Origin of the sequence: Snodgrassella sp. ESL0253 (assembly GCF_013344965.1) — a bacterium.
In the GTDB taxonomy this organism is placed as follows: Bacteria; Pseudomonadota; Gammaproteobacteria; order Burkholderiales; family Neisseriaceae; genus Snodgrassella; species Snodgrassella alvi_B.
On the sequence record NZ_JAAEDQ010000010.1, the window covers coordinates 17,453 to 33,959 of the forward strand.

The 16,507-nt window shown below is 43.2% G+C and carries 12 protein-coding genes, 8 tRNA genes and 2 pseudogenes; 15 read left to right on the forward strand and 7 right to left on the reverse strand.

Going from position 1 to position 16,507, the window contains the following annotated elements:
- Nucleotides 1-136: 136 nt before the first annotated feature.
- The 8 genes from pgsA (at nt 137) to GYX26_RS08715 (ending at nt 2,489) form a co-directional block, all read left to right on the forward strand.
- Nucleotides 137-709, forward strand: a complete 573-nt coding sequence (gene pgsA / locus GYX26_RS08680; protein WP_100090530.1) for a CDP-diacylglycerol--glycerol-3-phosphate 3-phosphatidyltransferase — start codon at nt 137-139, stop codon at nt 707-709.
- Between the two features lie 107 nt (nt 710-816).
- Nucleotides 817-892, forward strand: a tRNA-Gly gene (locus GYX26_RS08685).
- A gap of 30 nt (nt 893-922) precedes the next feature.
- A tRNA-Gly gene (locus tag GYX26_RS08690) sits at nt 923-998 on the forward strand.
- A gap of 31 nt (nt 999-1,029) precedes the next feature.
- Nucleotides 1,030-1,105, forward strand: a tRNA-Gly gene (locus tag GYX26_RS08695).
- Between the two features lie 45 nt (nt 1,106-1,150).
- Nucleotides 1,151-1,224: transfer RNA gene (locus tag GYX26_RS08700), tRNA-Cys, on the forward strand.
- Between the two features lie 22 nt (nt 1,225-1,246).
- Nucleotides 1,247-1,321: transfer RNA gene (locus GYX26_RS08705), tRNA-Cys, on the forward strand.
- Nucleotides 1,322-1,366: 45 nt separating this feature from the next.
- A tRNA-Leu gene (locus tag GYX26_RS08710) sits at nt 1,367-1,457 on the forward strand.
- A 516-nt stretch (nt 1,458-1,973) separates the two neighbouring features.
- Nucleotides 1,974-2,489: a hypothetical protein gene (locus GYX26_RS08715; RefSeq protein WP_174828917.1), complete on the forward strand. Its 516-nt coding sequence runs from the start codon at nt 1,974-1,976 to the stop codon at nt 2,487-2,489.
- A 401-nt stretch (nt 2,490-2,890) separates the two neighbouring features.
- Here the strand turns inward: GYX26_RS08715 and GYX26_RS08720 are convergent, their stop codons facing one another.
- Both GYX26_RS08720 and GYX26_RS08725 read right to left on the reverse strand, forming a co-directional pair.
- Complete coding sequence (locus GYX26_RS08720) at nt 2,891-4,054, reverse strand: FAD-dependent oxidoreductase (RefSeq protein ID WP_174828918.1); 1,164 nt, start codon at nt 4,052-4,054, stop codon at nt 2,891-2,893.
- Nucleotides 4,055-4,081: 27 nt separating this feature from the next.
- Nucleotides 4,082-5,272, reverse strand: coding sequence for an FAD-dependent monooxygenase (locus tag GYX26_RS08725; RefSeq protein WP_174828919.1), 1,191 nt, complete (start codon nt 5,270-5,272; stop codon nt 4,082-4,084).
- A gap of 568 nt (nt 5,273-5,840) precedes the next feature.
- Between GYX26_RS08725 and GYX26_RS08730 the strand changes: the two genes are divergently transcribed.
- The 7 genes and pseudogenes from GYX26_RS08730 (at nt 5,841) to recG (ending at nt 13,184) form a co-directional block, all read left to right on the forward strand.
- Nucleotides 5,841-6,404, forward strand: a complete 564-nt coding sequence (locus GYX26_RS08730) for an RDD family protein (RefSeq protein WP_174828920.1) — start codon at nt 5,841-5,843, stop codon at nt 6,402-6,404.
- A 115-nt stretch (nt 6,405-6,519) separates the two neighbouring features.
- Nucleotides 6,520-6,999 (forward strand): annotated as a pseudogene (locus tag GYX26_RS08735) (dihydroxy-acid dehydratase); the annotation flags it as partial.
- Between the two features lie 136 nt (nt 7,000-7,135).
- On the forward strand, nt 7,136-7,888 hold the full coding sequence (locus tag GYX26_RS08740) for an RDD family protein (protein ID WP_174828921.1): 753 nt from the start codon (nt 7,136-7,138) through the stop codon (nt 7,886-7,888).
- Nucleotides 7,889-7,890: 2 nt separating this feature from the next.
- Nucleotides 7,891-8,082 (forward strand): annotated as a pseudogene (locus tag GYX26_RS08745) (dihydroxy-acid dehydratase); the annotation flags it as partial.
- 118 nt (nt 8,083-8,200) lie between these two features.
- The gene (locus GYX26_RS08750) at nt 8,201-8,890 is read left to right on the forward strand and encodes an RDD family protein (protein WP_174828922.1); all 690 of its coding nucleotides are present in this window, start codon (nt 8,201-8,203) and stop codon (nt 8,888-8,890) included.
- A gap of 186 nt (nt 8,891-9,076) precedes the next feature.
- Complete coding sequence (ilvD, locus tag GYX26_RS08755; protein ID WP_174828923.1) at nt 9,077-10,945, forward strand: dihydroxy-acid dehydratase; 1,869 nt, start codon at nt 9,077-9,079, stop codon at nt 10,943-10,945.
- Nucleotides 10,946-11,147: 202 nt separating this feature from the next.
- Entirely contained in the window at nt 11,148-13,184 is a 2,037-nt protein-coding gene (gene recG, locus GYX26_RS08760) for an ATP-dependent DNA helicase RecG (protein ID WP_174828975.1), read from the forward strand.
- 158 nt (nt 13,185-13,342) lie between these two features.
- Here recG and GYX26_RS08765 read toward each other — a convergent pair.
- The 5 genes from GYX26_RS08765 to GYX26_RS08785 form a co-directional block, all read right to left on the reverse strand.
- A tRNA-Glu gene (locus GYX26_RS08765) sits at nt 13,343-13,417 on the reverse strand.
- Nucleotides 13,418-13,427: 10 nt separating this feature from the next.
- Nucleotides 13,428-13,504 (reverse strand) — tRNA-Arg (locus GYX26_RS08770).
- 157 nt (nt 13,505-13,661) lie between these two features.
- A complete protein-coding gene (locus GYX26_RS08775) occupies nt 13,662-15,002 on the reverse strand; it encodes a deoxyguanosinetriphosphate triphosphohydrolase (protein WP_174828924.1) in 1,341 nt (446 codons plus the stop codon).
- 169 nt (nt 15,003-15,171) lie between these two features.
- Entirely contained in the window at nt 15,172-15,933 is a 762-nt protein-coding gene (gene gloB / locus GYX26_RS08780; protein ID WP_174828925.1) for a hydroxyacylglutathione hydrolase, read from the reverse strand.
- A 14-nt stretch (nt 15,934-15,947) separates the two neighbouring features.
- A complete protein-coding gene (locus GYX26_RS08785; RefSeq protein WP_174828926.1) occupies nt 15,948-16,484 on the reverse strand; it encodes an NUDIX hydrolase in 537 nt (178 codons plus the stop codon).
- Between the last annotated feature and the right edge of the window lie 23 nt (nt 16,485-16,507).

Consider the following 16,507-nt stretch of genomic DNA (forward strand, 5'->3'; position numbering starts at 1 on the left):
TATAGGTAAAAATTAAATCTACACTAAAACTCAGCCCCTGATGCAGAAGTCAGTTAGTGATAAAAAATCACCTTAAAGCTTTCAAACAGGTATCATGTAAACCAACCAAATCATAACCTGTCAGGAACACCCCGTTATGCCCTGGAATTTTCCGATATTGCTCACATGGTTGCGTATCCTCATCATTCCTATATTTACCTTATTGTTTTACTTGCCTGCAAACTGGATTAGCGATCGCCAGATTATTAACTGGCTGGCAGCAAGCTTTTTTGCCGCAGCCGCAATAACTGACTGGTTTGATGGCTATCTGGCACGCCGTTGGGGACAGACATCCAATTTTGGCGCTTTTCTCGACCCGGTTGCAGACAAACTAATGGTAGCTGTAGCACTGATATTACTGGTAGCCACCGGCCGCACTTATGCCATATTTGCTATGATTATTATTGGTCGTGAAATCACTATTTCCGCTTTGCGGGAATGGATGGCTCAGCTAGGTAAACGCAACAGTGTTGCCGTGGCTAAACTGGGCAAATTCAAAACCGCAGCACAGATGGGTGCTATTTTTCTTTTATTACTGACTTCACCCCCACTGGCTGAACCCAATCTGCTGTGGAAACTGGGAAATATTCTTATGCTTATTGCCTGTATTCTGACTATCTGGTCAATGCTTTATTATTTGAAGATGGCTACCAAAGAATTTAAATCCTAAAAAATCATAGTGAAAGCAAAAAACACCTCATTAAACTAGCCAAGAGCCTTGACACAAATTTTTTCATCGATATAATGTTGCTTCTTCATTCAGCACGAATGAGAAACGCGGGAATAGCTCAGTTGGTAGAGCGCAACCTTGCCAAGGTTGAGGTCGCGAGTTCGAGACTCGTTTCCCGCTCCAAAAACATGCTCACATGTATAAAGTGAATCTGCGGGAATAGCTCAGTTGGTAGAGCGCAACCTTGCCAAGGTTGAGGTCGCGAGTTCGAGACTCGTTTCCCGCTCCAAAAAACATGCTCACATGTATAAAGTGAATCTGCGGGAATAGCTCAGTTGGTAGAGCGCAACCTTGCCAAGGTTGAGGTCGCGAGTTCGAGACTCGTTTCCCGCTCCAGATTTTGATTTAGTAGTTGCTCTACCCGATTGAGTAAATATTTAAGGCGGGATGGCAGAGTGGTCATGCAGCGGACTGCAAATCCGTGTACGCCGGTTCGATTCCGACTCCCGCCTCCAGATACTAGTAAATAGCCTTTATGGCGGGGTGGCAGAGTGACTATGCCACAGTGTGCAAAGCTGTGTAGGCCGGTTTAAATCCGTGCCCCCGCCTCCAACATAAATTTAATGCACAGTGTGTATTAATATTGATTACTGCCCTGCCCGGGTGGTGAAATTGGTAGACACAACGGACTTAAAATCCGTCGGCTCTTAAAACGGCCGTGCCGGTTCGATTCCGGCCCCGGGCACCATAAAAACAGAAAAAGACCGCTTGAGCTGGTCTTTTTTTATTTTATCTTCACTAGTCTTCTAAATATTTATTAATCCAGCTTGTGCGCCTATGCGGATCCCTATTACTGCGCAAAACGCTTCTGAACAAAATTCTGCCTATTTCTTCATATCATACTAGACTGTGAATAACTACTATCACTGCGACAATCGGCTCTAGTGTTAACGCCAAACTACCCATATCAAACTGACTCAGTCTGAAAAATTACCACGATTAAATTATACAAATCAGAAAATATATTTAACTAATCGAATCACTCATGAGCAATAAATCCAGAATGAAATATAATTTTATAATTTCATACAAGTAGATAGATTAATTTATATACATTTATACTGTAGAAAACTCCAAAATAACTTTTCAATACATTTACTAATATAATATAATTAATGATAATATATTTTAATATTACGAAATATTTATTAATTATATTTAAATTAACAAATAGAATATTTAATTTTGTACAGGAGTATTTGACTTGAAAAACGCTGTAAAATGGATTGTAATTATTGTTGTTATTTTAATTATATTAGGCATTGTATTTGGTAAGAACGACACTAAACCAGAAATAAATCAGAGTTCTTCTGCTCCGGCAACATCAGCTTCAGCAGCTTCAAATGTAACAGCCCCTGCAACAACTACTGGTAATCATACCGATGTAACAGAAAATGAAGAAGCATTAATTAAAGTTACGTCAAATGAGTTACTGAAAGCCTATAAAGCAAATGAAGTAGCCGCAAATAAAAAATTTAAAGATAAAAAATTATCTATCAGTGGCACTATTAACAGTATTGAAGCCGGATTGGGAGATGAACCATATATAGTACTTAAAGCTGGCGATGAATTTGAAATAGATATGCCTCAGGCGAAATTGGCCACTAGCGAAGCCAATAAAGCAGCCGATCTGAAAAAAGGTCAAAAAATCAATATGATTTGTACGGGTGATAGCGAATTTGCTGGTACACCAATGCTGAGTGATTGTATTATTCAATAAGCTAAGTTAATCTGATTGGCCTTTAATTCAAATATATCCTCTCACTTCTATGATTATTAATAACCATAGAAGTGAGAGGATATTTCATTTTCAGGACTCAAAGATTTTCAATACTATGAATGTAAGTACTCTTACATCTTCAAGCGCGAACTTTTAAATAGAAGCTTTGATCACATAATTTATAAAAGCAAGAAGTAAAAACTAAAATATAACTCTGCGTAATAAGTAAATTAACCTTACTGACAGGGAAAGTACTACTAAATTTAATGCCTGACTTATAATTAACAAACGCATGTTCAGAATAACATTAACGTTTCTAAATTATTGCATAATAGATTACAATTAACTTCCAAAACGTTAGTATGAAAGTTTAGGGAGAATATAATATTTGGGTAATATCGTTATAAACCCATAGCCTGACGAATCAGCCTGTTCTTAATCATCCCCGAACAATCAACCATATTCAGTCCCTGATTACGTAACCAGCCTATACCGGGTAAATCATTATTGGCAAACAACCTGAACAGTCCATCACATCCCTGTTGCATCATACGTACTGCCAGCAATCTGGAACGCTGATACTGCTTGAGCAATGACCAGCTACCTATATCACTGGATTGTGCCAGAAGATTACTAAGGCACTGCACATCGGCAAAACCCAGATTAACACCCTGTCCAGCTAGCGGATGCACAGTGTGCGCGGCATCGCCAATCAAGGCAAGACGTTGACTGATAACTGTCTTTGGCTGACGTTTTATCAGATCAAATGCGAATACTGGTGTAGTCAGCGTTAGCTCGCCCAGTGTGTAATGGCCAGCCTGAGCAACCTGCCGTGCAAAATCTTCCCCAGCCAGCATAGTCAGCTTTTCTGCATCAGAAGTTGACCAGACAATAGAAATCTGTTGTTGTGGTAAAGGCAGATAAGCGAGGATATCGCCACCACGGAACCATTGATAGGCACAACCATGATGAGGCCTTGCCGTGCTGAAATTGGCCACTACTCCCTGCTGCCGGTAAGGAGAAGCGCTTACTTCGATGCCAACCTGTTCACGCAGCCATGAATTGGCACCATCCGCACCTACCAGTAACTGACTACGATAAGACTCGCCATTTTCAAGTGTGACCAGTGCAGACCAGATATCGGTTTTAACCGACAGCAGCCGGCTTTCTGCTATCGTTACACCATTTTCTGCCAGTGCCAGCCATATTTTTGCCAGCAGATAACGGTTTTCCAGCATATAATTTAAACAGGGTACGTTTACACTGGCGGCATCAAAGCTGATGTGCCCATGACCATCACCATACACTTGCATACGGTTTACTGCCTGTACCCTCTCTTCTGGCCAGACACCTAATTTATTTAAAAACTGCTGGTTAGTTGGACTGACAGCATAAATACGAGCATCCCAAGCCTGAGACAGGCTGCTTAAATTGGTTTTGGGCGGCTTTTTTTCCAGCAACAGCACTTTTTTACCCTGCTGGAGCAAGGCCAGAGCCAGAGTGGCGCCAACTAGCCCGCCCCCCAGAATAATGACATCAAAATCATACTGCTGCTTACTACTCATATTACTATCCATATTGATAAAACATTGTCATTTAACCAGATAACTGGAATGCTGGTTCAGGCCGAAAACTAGCTGTCTGGTAAACTGGTGTCTTAATGCAGGTATTGCGCCCAGAATGCCCATAGCAAGACTTTGCCCATATTTCAGCCCGCTATGGGCATGATCAAAAAGCTGTACCAGAATGTGGGTAAAACCAACAACCGCACGAGCATCATATGCACGTGCCTGCGCATACTTTCTGGCTAAAGCAATATTATCCAGCTCAGCCAAACCAGCATTACCCAATATCTCACTGAGCGTTTCCGCATCGCGTACCCCTAGATTCAACCCCTGAGCTGCAACCGGATGCATGGTTTGAGCTGCATTGCCGATACAGATTACCCGTTGACTGTACACCTGATTAAGCTGACGCAATTTCAGCGGAAAAGTCGCCGGCATACCCATCTGACACAATTGACCAAGCCGGCTTCCCATTACAGCCTGTAATTGTTGATTAAATTCATGCACATCCTGCTGCCGGCGCTGTTGTGCTTCCTCGGGAGTACAAGTCCATACCAGGCGAAAATCATCACCATAAGGCAGTAATGCGAAAGGGCCATTTCGGGTAAAACGTTCATAGGCAATTGCCTGATTACCCGATTCAAATTTCAGGGTATTTACCAGTGCCTGCTGTCGGTAGTCATGGCTACGCACCCGAATATCCGGCAAGCTGGTCGCCAGATTACCGCCCTCAGCCAGAATCAGCCATTGCGCCGTCAGAATATGCTGTTGTTGCAGGTATATACATTGTACTGAAGCCCAATGCGCGGTACTTTGTACTTGCTCTACAGTAGTCTGCCATTGCACAGGTACATGATATTTTTGCAATGCCTTTTCACAGGCATGTAATAGCCGAGCATAATCAATTGTGGCACCGAGATACGGCAAATTAATATCCTGCGCTGTCAGCAATACACGGCCAAAATGTTGTTGGCGCGATACATGCACCTGCTGAATAAAAGTAAAGGTTTCATCAGGCAGATCCACACCAGCCCGCCGGAAAGCCTGAATACTGTGATACGACAAAGCCAGTGTGCGCTGGTCGGTTAAGTGGCTGTCAGCAGCACGCGCTTCCAGCAGTAATACATGCTTACCCTGCTGCTGTAACATCAGAGCGGCGAGCATACCAACGGGACCAGCACCGATAATAATAAACGGATAATGTGACAATGGCTGCATGATTCACCCCCTTTACAAACAGATAAGCTGATTCTAACGTAATTCATCAGTAGAGCAACGGAAATCTGTTTAAAAGCAATAAAGCACTAAGCAACCAGAAGAATATATAAAGCTAATCCAAATTGGAATGGCCACGCATATTCAAACAACAAAATTAAGGAGGGTTGTTTGTTAAATTCGATTAGAGGCAAATAGCCCAGCAATGAGACTATCTTGCTGGCACTGTTGTAATCAAAGTATTAGGCCATAGTGATATAAGCAATCATCAACACAAATACACTAAATACCGTCATTAATCAGTTAATTTTAATACAAATATAAAGTTGCTAATTAGTATTTTCTAAAGATTCTATAGCTTGAATAATTACTTTATTGTTTTCTAGTCAAGCAGAAATTTATAATTGCAGTGACATTACTATTTATCCAAATAGTCTATCTGTTAGTTCAGTCAATAATTTATATCCTGTTAATTCACCAATAAATTGATATAAAATATTTTTTTACTCTGTAAGAAATTTGTATAATATAACTTTATATATCTTATATTTACTTTTGGATATTTCTACATATGACTGATTTTCTTTCCTCGTCATCCACAAATATCTTAACGGATGATTATGAAATTGAAGTTGAACTGGCCACCCCTTGGATGCGCATTGCTGCAGCCATAATTAACTGGCTAATTCTTTATCTTGGTATAATTCTGGGCACAGTTTTCTTTGGGCTTTTAGCCAAAATACTGCACAGTGCCCTAGCCGAAAAAATATGTATAATACTGGCTACTTTAGTTCCGTTATTAATGTATTTTATTGGTCAGTGCATTATGATGAGTACGAAAGGCCAATCCTTTGGTAAAAAACTACTAAGAATAAAGGTTATCGGGATAGACGGTAGTAATCCCGGCTTTATTGGAACTGTTTTACTCCGTACAATAGTCCCTTCTGTTGCATTAACCACAGTAGGTCTGTCGCTAAATCTGATCTTTTATCAAAATATTGTAATTGCATTAACTAAACCTAATACTATAGCTTTATTTTTTTATGTTATTTGTCTGTTTATGTTATTTCGCACCTCAACTTATCGGCGCACTTTAGAAGACTATCTGGCTAAAACCATTGTAATTAAAATTTAGCTCTTAGTTTACAAAAATTAACTTAATGTGTAGTATGGGTGCGCGTGCACTATGGCGCGCAACTAGGGTTTACTGATCATAATTTTGGCAAACCCTCAATGGTCAGCAATAAGCGCGCAAGCTGGACTTGATAGATGCCATGAATGAAGCCGGTAATATAAAATCAGCGATGAAACTGTGGCCGGTATAGAACGCAGTGCCTGCCCTACCTGTGGTTCCTGCTCCGGCATGTTTACGGCCAATTCAATGAACTGTCTGACTGAAGCACTGGGCTTGTCTTTACCCGGTAATGGTTCCTTACTGGCTACCCATGCATTACGTAAAGAACTGTTTCTCGAAGCTGGACGGCGTATTGTTGAATTAGCCAAACGCTATTATGAACAAAGATGATAGCATTATCCTCCCCCGCAGCATTGCCATCTAGGCTGCGTTTAATAATGCCATGAGTTTGGATATTGCTATGGGCGATTTTACCATTATGGTATTGCACCTGCTCGCCGCAGCTACCGAAGCTGGGGTTAATTTCAAAATAGCCGATATAGACCAGTTAAGCCGGCATGTACCTTGTCTGTGTAAAGTTGCACCGGCTACGCAGTAATATTATATGGAAGATGGGCAGTATCCATGCAGAACTGGGAAAGTGCGATAAGTCAATTTATTATAGAATTTAGTAACAGAATTAACAGTTATTTATAAAAGCAAAATATACAAAATTTGGGATAGATTCAATTATGGTAAACACACAACAACATTCAGACTCAAATAATAATCAATCTAAATTGTTTATGACTGAATCCCATAGCTCAGTCGCAGTCGAATTAGCTTCTCCGTGGAGGAGAATTGCAGCCTATTTAATTAATAATGCAATATATTATTCTATTATTTTTATAGGTCTGCGCATTTATAACGCAACATTTGATTTTGAATCTGAGGACTTAGGACAAAATATTGTACTACCTTTTGAATTATGGTTTCTTTCTGACTACGAGTCTACAGAACCAGTCTCATCTATTTTAGGATTGCTGTTTCTTCCTGAAGAAACACATGATCTATCAAGTATATTTTTATATATTATTTTACCTGTAGCCATTTTTGCGCTTTGGCAAACTATACAGATGAGTATCACAGGGCAATCTATTGGTAAACGACTGATGGGTATTAAAGTTATTGGTATTTACGGTCAAAATCCGGGATTTGTTGGTACTGTCTTACTTCGCGAAATTATTTTTAAGATAATTTCACATATTATTTTATATATTATTTTATATATTATTTTATATATTATTTTATATATTATTTTATATATTATTTTGCCATTTGATCTTAACAATTCTTTCTGGTCACCCAGATTAGTTAAATGTATATTATTTAATTTTCCACTTCTGGCTATTTTTTGCCTGATTATGCTTTTTCTAAAAAATATTAATTACCGTACTCTTCAGGATTATTTAGCCAAGACAATAGTCATAAAAGTTGAGAAATAGCAAGGCAGCGGTTTAATAATGCCATGAGTCTAGATATCGCCATATGCGGTTCTACCAATTCGGTATTGCACCTACTCGCCGCTACTACCGAAGCTGGGGTTAATTTCAAAATGGCCGATATCGACCTGTTAAGCCGGCATGTACCCTGTCTGTGTAAAGTTGCACCGGCTACGCAGAAATATCATATGGAAGATGGGTAGTACCCATCCGGAGCAGGAAAAGTGCGATAAGTCGATTTATTATAGAATTTAGTAACAGAATTAACTGTTGTCTATAAAAGCAAAATATACAAAATTTGGGATAGATTCAATTATGGTAAATACACAACAACATTCAGACTCAAATAATAATCAATCTAAGTTGTTTATGACTGAATCCTGTAGCTCAGTCGCAGTCGAATTAGCTTCTCCGTGGAGGAGAATTGCAGCCTATTTAATTAATAATGCAATATATTATTTTATTATTTTTATAGGTCTGCGCATTTATAACGCAACATTTGATTTTGAATCTGAGGCCTTAGGACAAAATATTGTACTACCTTTTGAGTTATGGTTTCTTTCTGACTATCGGTCTACTGAACCAGTCTCATCTATTTTAGGATTGCTGTTTGTTTCTGAAAAAACACATGATCTATCAAGTATATTTTTATATATTATTTTACCTGTGGCCATTTTTGCGCTTTGGCAAACTATACAGATGAGTATCACAGGGCAATCTATTGGTAAACGCTTGATGGGTATTAAAGTTATTGGTATTTACGGTCAAAATCCGGGTTTTATTGGTACTGTATTGCTTCGCGAAATTAGTTTTCAGATGATTTTACATATTATTGTTATTTTGGTAGTTATATTTGTCAAACCTTCTGAATTATTTGATGGTAGAGTATTTAATTTTCCACTTCTGGCTATTTTTTGCCTGCTTATGCTTTTTCTAAAAAATATTAATTACCGTACTCTTCAAGATTATTTAGCCAAGACAATAGTCATAAAAGCTGAGAAATAGCCATGTAGATAATACATATCAGCACATACTATTTCGAAAAATAAATTTCGGCGTACACTGCAAATGTTCTAGCTACAACCATTGTAATTAAAGTTTAGCCCTGAGTTTACAAACATCAACTGTCTGCGTACCATGCTGGCAGTTGTTTTACATTTACAGATAAAAAAACATTACAAGGGAATGATCATGCCACAATACCGTTCACAGACTTCCACACACGGGCGCAATATGGCTGGTGCGCGTGCACTATGGCGCGCAACTGGAGTTGCCGATCATGATTTCGGCAAACCCATTATTGCCATCGCCAATTCTTTTACTCAGTTTGTTCCCGGCCATGTGCATTTACATAATATCGGTCAGTTGGTAGCACGCGAAATTGAGCGTTCCGGTGGTATCGCAAAAGAATTTAATACTATTGCCGTAGATGACGGCATTGCCATGGGTCATGAAGGGATGCTGTACAGTCTGCCTTCACGCGACCTGATTGCCGATAGCGTTGAATATATGGTTAATGCCCATTGTGCAGATGCACTGGTATGTATATCCAACTGTGACAAAATTACCCCGGGCATGCTGATGGCGTCGATGCGCCTGAATATTCCAACCATATTTGTGTCCGGCGGCCCGATGGAGGCCGGTAAAATCATCGCTACGACTAATGGTCAGCAACAGACGCGCAAGCTGGATCTGATTGATGCCATGATTGAAGCCGGTAACGATAAAATCAGCGATGAAACTGTGGCCGGTATAGAACGCAGTGCCTGCCCTACCTGTGGTTCCTGCTCCGGCATGTTTACGGCCAATTCAATGAACTGTCTGACTGAAGCACTGGGCTTGTCTTTACCCGGTAATGGTTCCTTACTGGCTACCCATGCATTACGTAAAGAACTGTTTCTCGAAGCTGGACGGCGTATTGTTGAATTAGCCAAACGCTATTATGAGCAGGATGATAGCAGTGTTCTTCCCCGCAGCATTGCCACCAAGGCAGCTTTCAATAATGCCATGAGTCTGGATATTGCTATGGGCGGTTCTACCAATACAGTATTGCACCTGCTCGCCGCAGCTACCGAAGCTGGTGTTAATTTCAAAATGGCCGATATCGACCAGTTAAGCCGGCATGTGCCCTGTCTGTGTAAAGTTGCACCGGCTACGCAGAAATATCATATGGAAGATGTACATCGCGCCGGCGGTGTAATGGCCATTCTGTCCCAGCTCAATCGTGCCGGCCTGCTGGATACCAGCGTGCATACTGTCCACATGCCCACGCTGGCAGATGCAATTGCGCACTGGGACGTAAGCAATCCGGCCAATACAGAAGCAAAACAACGATATCAGGCAGCACCGGGTGGTGTGCGTTCAACCGAAGCTTTCTCGCAAAACTGTATGTGGCCATCGCTTGATCTGGATCGCGCAAATGGCTGTATCCGTGATAAAGAGCATGCTTATTCACAGGATGGCGGTCTGGCGGTTTTGTTTGGCAATCTGGCCGAACGCGGCTGTGTGGTGAAAACCGCCGGTGTAGACGACAGTATTCTTAAATTTAGCGGTCGTGCCCGTGTATTTGAAAGTCAGGATGAGGCCGTTGAAGCCATTCTGGGCAATCAGATTGTGGCTGGTGATGTGGTTATTATCCGTTATGAAGGCCCTAAAGGTGGGCCCGGTATGCAGGAAATGCTTTATCCAACCAGCTATCTGAAATCCAAAGGCTTGGGTAAAGCCTGTGCTCTGCTCACCGATGGCCGTTTTTCCGGTGGCACATCCGGCTTGTCGATTGGCCACGCTTCGCCAGAAGCTGCTGAAGGCGGCAATATTGGTCTGGTACACGAAGGCGATATTATTGAAATTGATATTCCTGCACGCAGGATTCATCTGGCTGTATCCGATACTGAATTACAGCAACGCCGTGCAGAGATGGAAAGCCGCGGTGCCCGTGCATGGAAACCTGTAGAGCGCCAGCGCCATGTTTCCGTTGCTTTACGCGCCTATGCCGCGATGACTACCAGCGCCGATACCGGTGCAGTACGTGATGTAACACAAGTAGAACGACAGGATTAATGGCTTCTGAAAAGCTACCCGTTTTGCTGCGGAAAAAAATTACCGGTTAGCAAAACGGGTTTATTTTTGTGGTAAACAAACCTGTTAAATAATCGCCAGTCATTTATCTGTCATCAACTGAGGCAAAGCCAGCCAGAATAGCGATATGCGGTTAAACATGCTATGGTAGCAGTATTGCATTATGTCTTTTAACTGTTTCACCATGTCTACTACTGCTTTTCCTTTTCCAGTTAGTGCCGGCACTCTTGCCAAACTGGCCAAGCTCAATATCAGTAATATCTGGGATTTGGCTCTGCACTTGCCTTTACGCTATGAAGACGAAACTCATATCACCCCAATTGCTGATGCCCAGACGGGTGTACCGGTACAGATTGAAGCAACGGTAATCCATCATCAAATACAATTTCGTCCACGCAAACAGTTAGTAGTACAAGTTAAAGATGTATCCGGATATGTTTTGTATCTGCGTTTTCTGCATTTTTACCCTAGTCAGCAAAAACAACTGGTAGAAGGCAATGTGATTCGGGCGCTGGGTGAAATCAGACATGGCTTTTTTGGTGATGAAATGGTACATCCCAAAATTCGTACCGATATCGACAAAGGATTAGCCGAAAGTCTGACACCAGTCTACCCTACAGTTAATGGACTGAATCAACCCACTTTACGCCGCCTGATTCAGGCTGCACTTAAGCATCTGCCTGCCGACGATACCCTGCCAGCCGAGCTATTACAACAATTGCAATTACCGCCCTTTCTGGAAAGTCTGACTTTTCTGCATTCTCCCCCACCCGAGTACACGGCGCGGGACTTACATGAAGGTACTTTACCAGCATGGCAGCGGCTGAAATTCGATGAATTGCTGGCACAGCAATTGTCAATGCGGCTGGCTCGCCAGCAGCGTTTGAGTGGTCACGCCACAGCTTTATGTGGTGACGGCCGCATCAGTCAACCTTTACTGGCTAATCTGGGTTTCGCCTTAACCACGGCACAACAGCGTGCCATTGCTGAAATCACTAATGATTTGGCACAAACACATCCGATGCACCGTTTATTGCAGGGAGACGTGGGTAGCGGCAAAACCATTGTTTGTGCACTTGCTGCCGCAGCAGCAATGGAAGCGGGTTTTCAGGTAGCGGTAATGGCGCCTACAGAGATTCTGGCTGAACAGCATTACCTGAAATTTCAGCAATGGTTTGCGCCATTGGGAATCAGGATTGCCTGGCTTTCCGGCAGTGTGCGCAAAAAAGCCCGTGAAGAGGCCAAAAATGAGCTGGCAAACGCTACGGTTCAACTGGCCGTTGGCACGCATGCGCTGTTTCAGGATGATGTGGCCTTTCATAATCTGGGGTTGGTTATTGTTGATGAACAACACCGCTTTGGTGTAGCCCAGCGTCTGGCCTTAAAGAATAAAGGAGATGATGTACATCAGTTGATGATGTCTGCCACACCGATACCGCGCACACTGGCAATGAGTTTTTTTGCTGATCTGGATGTTTCGGTGATTGATGAACTGCCGCCCGGACGCACGCCGGTAGTAACTCGTCTGGTGAACAGTGCGCGGCGGCATGAAGTGGAAAAACTGGTGAAGCATACCTGCACTCAGGGGCGACAGGTGTATTGGGTATGTCCGTTGATTGAGGAATCTGAAACCTTACAACTACAAACAGCAGTGGATACTGTTGCCCAATTACAGGCTGCCTTGCCGGAACTGACCATAGGCCTGATACATGGCCGTCTGAAACCTGCGGAAAAAGCGGCTGTGATGGCTGCATTCGTCGAAGGGAGTACTCAGGTACTGGTAGCAACCACTGTGATTGAAGTGGGTGTAGATGTGCCTAATGCCAGCCTGATGGTTATCGAACACGCGGAGCGTATGGGACTAGCGCAATTGCATCAACTGCGCGGACGTGTGGGTCGTGGCGCTGCGGCCAGTCGCTGTGTATTGCTGTTTAGTGAGCCACTGGGCGATTTAGCTAAAGCACGCCTGAAAGTAATTTATGAAAATACTGATGGTTTTGAGATTGCCAGACAAGATTTAAATATCCGTGGCCCGGGAGAATTTCTGGGAGCACGCCAAAGTGGTGTGCCCATGCTGCGTTTTGCCAATCTGAAAGAAGATTTGCCATTACTGGAAAAAGCTCGTGATCTGGCGCCGATACTGATTAGCCAGCAACCAGAAGTAGTCAATAAGCATTTGCAACGCTGGCTGTCTCAACGTGCCGCTTATCTGGGTGTATAAGTTGAGTTCCGCTGTATCCGCAACATGATTCAAACTTATCCAGTTAGCACGCTAATAAGTAGAATTGTTGAGACAAGTAGCCGCCAGATAAATATATCACTAACAGATTTTAAATAAAATAAAAACCTGTTTGAAAAATCAAACAGGTTTTCAGAATCTGGCACGCCCACGGGGAATCGAACCCCGGTTACCGCCGTGAAAGGGCGATGTCCTAACCGCTAGACGATGGGCGCGTTGTCTTGATGGTGCACCCGGAGCGATTCGAACGCCCGACCCTCTGGTTCGTAGCCAGATACTCTATCCAACTGAGCTACGGGTGCATTGCTTTCGAACTCGTTTAAGAGTCACCGAAAATCAAGAAGCGCGATAATACGCAATAATCTTTTCTTTGGCAAGCAAAAAATGGGGGTAAAAATGAAATAAATATTTATGTTTATGATTTATATATTTATTTTGTATAATCTTCAGGCACGAAATCTACAACATACCAATACCGGATACCTCACGCGCCAGTTTTGCTGCGGTGTTATCCGTCATGCCGCCGACAAAATCCAGCACTTTCATATAGGCCAGATACAAACCATCGTCTCTGCTTAGCTTTTGTTCCTTCAATAAGGACAAGGCCAGCTCCTGCCGTTTGCTTAATTTATCGGTTTTAATAAACGCATGCACAGCCGGTACCAGCAAGCCCAGTATCGAACCAAGACAGGGAAAAGTAGCGATTTCCGTAATCAGCTTGCTCTGGTGGCGGAATATCCGTGTCCGTGCCAGCTCCTTGGCTGCATGCAGTGCCTCATTTACGTCTGGGCTGGCCAGAGCAAGTAAATCTTTGCCACGAAAGGAGCCATTTAATAAATCACCGTGGTGTTTGATAAAAGTATGCGCAATATCATCTACCGCACGGCCAATAGCAATACCACGCAAACGGGCACAACGTTCCTGACTAGCATATGAATGCCATTCATATTCTTTATTGGTTAGTCTGGACAGGATTTGCTCTACTTCATCAACCTGTAACAAGCCCAGCTCCACTGCATCTTCCAAATCCAGCAAGGCGTAGCAAATATCATCGGCAGCTTCCATCAAATAGGACAATGGATGTCGTACCCAGTGATTTTCACCCTCCTGTGGCAGGCCAAGCTGTTGAGCAATACAATCGATAAAAGGCAGCTCTGTCTGATAGATATTGAATTTACACCGCCCCTGCTCAGCCGAACTTGTCCAGGGATATTTCAGTAAAGCACCGATAACTGCTGCGGTGAGACGCATGCCACCATCGTTCTGATACATTTCCAGACTGGCCACCAATCGCAGGCTATGTGCATTACCTTCATAGGTTTCAATATCATTGCGCTCAGCAGTGCTTAGTTGCTGTAAATAATGCGCATGCTGCGGGTCACGAAACCATTCTCGCAATGCCTCTTCACCGGTATGCCCAAACGGCGGATTACCAAAATCATGCGCCAGACAGGCTACCTGTACTATCGCACCAATATCGGCAGCATGACTGCCCGGTGGTAGAAAATTACCGGCGGCCAACATAACGCCGACACGATTGCCCAAGCTACGCCCCACACTGGCCACTTCAACACTATGAGTGAGACGGTTGTGCGTGTGGTCATGCAAAGCAAACGGATGCACCTGCGTCTTACGTGCCAGACGGCGAAAACCGCTGGAAAACACCACACGATCATAATCTATGTGAAAATCAGTACGTAAAGCCTCCGCGCCTTCTTCACTGGAAGCGGTCACAGTAGGCACGATACAGCCATTATCCGGTTTAAAACGTTGGGCACTTAATAATTGTGTCCAGTTCATACAGTATGGCGAAGTTGTTTTCATATTCAGACAGGTTGACAGGCTGAAAGTGCCATAAATCTTTCACTGGCCGATATCATCAGTTGTTATCATTCAGCCCTGTTTCAACTCATATATTCCTTCGTTATTATGCTGGCTCAATGATAACATGCTGTAACCTATACCGTAATCAAAAACGGTTTTTCCATTCCCGCAAACAGGTAAATACTGCCAGTGGCTCAGTGGACTGCTGCTCAGGCAATCCTTTCTGCACTACTGATGCGATAACTGGCGGCTGGCTGGTACGCAAAAAAGGATTAATATTACGTTCATGTGCCAGACTTACCGGTAATGTGGGTAATGTTGCTGTCTGCAATAATGCCTGCCTGATTGCCGGATTATCCGGTTCTACAACCTGAGCAAATTTTAAATTAGCTGCCGTATACTCATGTGCCGGATAAAATAAAGTATCTTGCGGCAGGCTGTTTAAGCGCTGCAAGCTGGCAAACATTTGTGCCATAGTTCCGGTAAATACCCGTCCGCAACCGGCACTAAATAGCGTATCACCACAAAATACCCGTTGCTGGCCAGCAGAATCAGCCAATATATAAGCCAGATGATCAGCAGTATGACCGGGGATATGCCATACAGCTATCTGTTGTCCAAAGGCTTCGAATTCGCTACCTTCATTTACTGCCCTGTTCACCTCAGGCCACTCACCCCAGCCGATAACCTCACACTGTGGATAGTGTTGTTTTAACGCTGCTACACCACCAGTATGGTCATGGTGTGCATGGGTAAGCCAGATAGCATTCAGGTTTAACGCCTGTGCAGCCAGATAACTCTTCACCACGGCCGCTTCACCCGGGTCTACCACTATTGCCTGATTCCCTTGCCGCAACAACCAGATATAATTATCCGACAAGGCTGGTAATGGAACGATTTGCATCATGGCTTACTCCCGTTTTAGCAATGCAATAGCCAGTACTGCAAGGCAATCAGGGTTTTGCCGTCATGAATCTGGTTATTAGCCAATGCCGTACGCACTTCATCCCGACTTAGTAGCAATGGTTCAAGAATTTCATCCTCATCTGCTACCAGTGCACTATTAGGCTGCACATTTTCCGCCAGATAAAGATACATTTTTTCATCACCGAAACCGGGCACGGTATAGAAAGTATGAATAAGTTTAACCTCTGCTGCGGTATAAGGGGTTTCTTCCGCCAGCTCCCGCAAGGCTGCATCAGCCGGATCCTCATTTTTGCCATCCAGCTTGCCCGCTGGAATTTCCAGTAATGCCTCTCCCACCGGATAGCGCCACTGCCTTACCAGTACTACTTGCTGCTCTGCAGTCACGGCCAGTACCGCAGCGGCGCCGGGATGCTGTACCACTACCCGCTGTGCCTGATTGCCATTCGGCAAGCTGACGGTATCCTCAAACACATTTAAAAATGAACCTCGATAAATTTCTTTGCTGGTGATTTTGGTTTCGGTTAAATTCATATTAATATTTTTTACAGTGACTA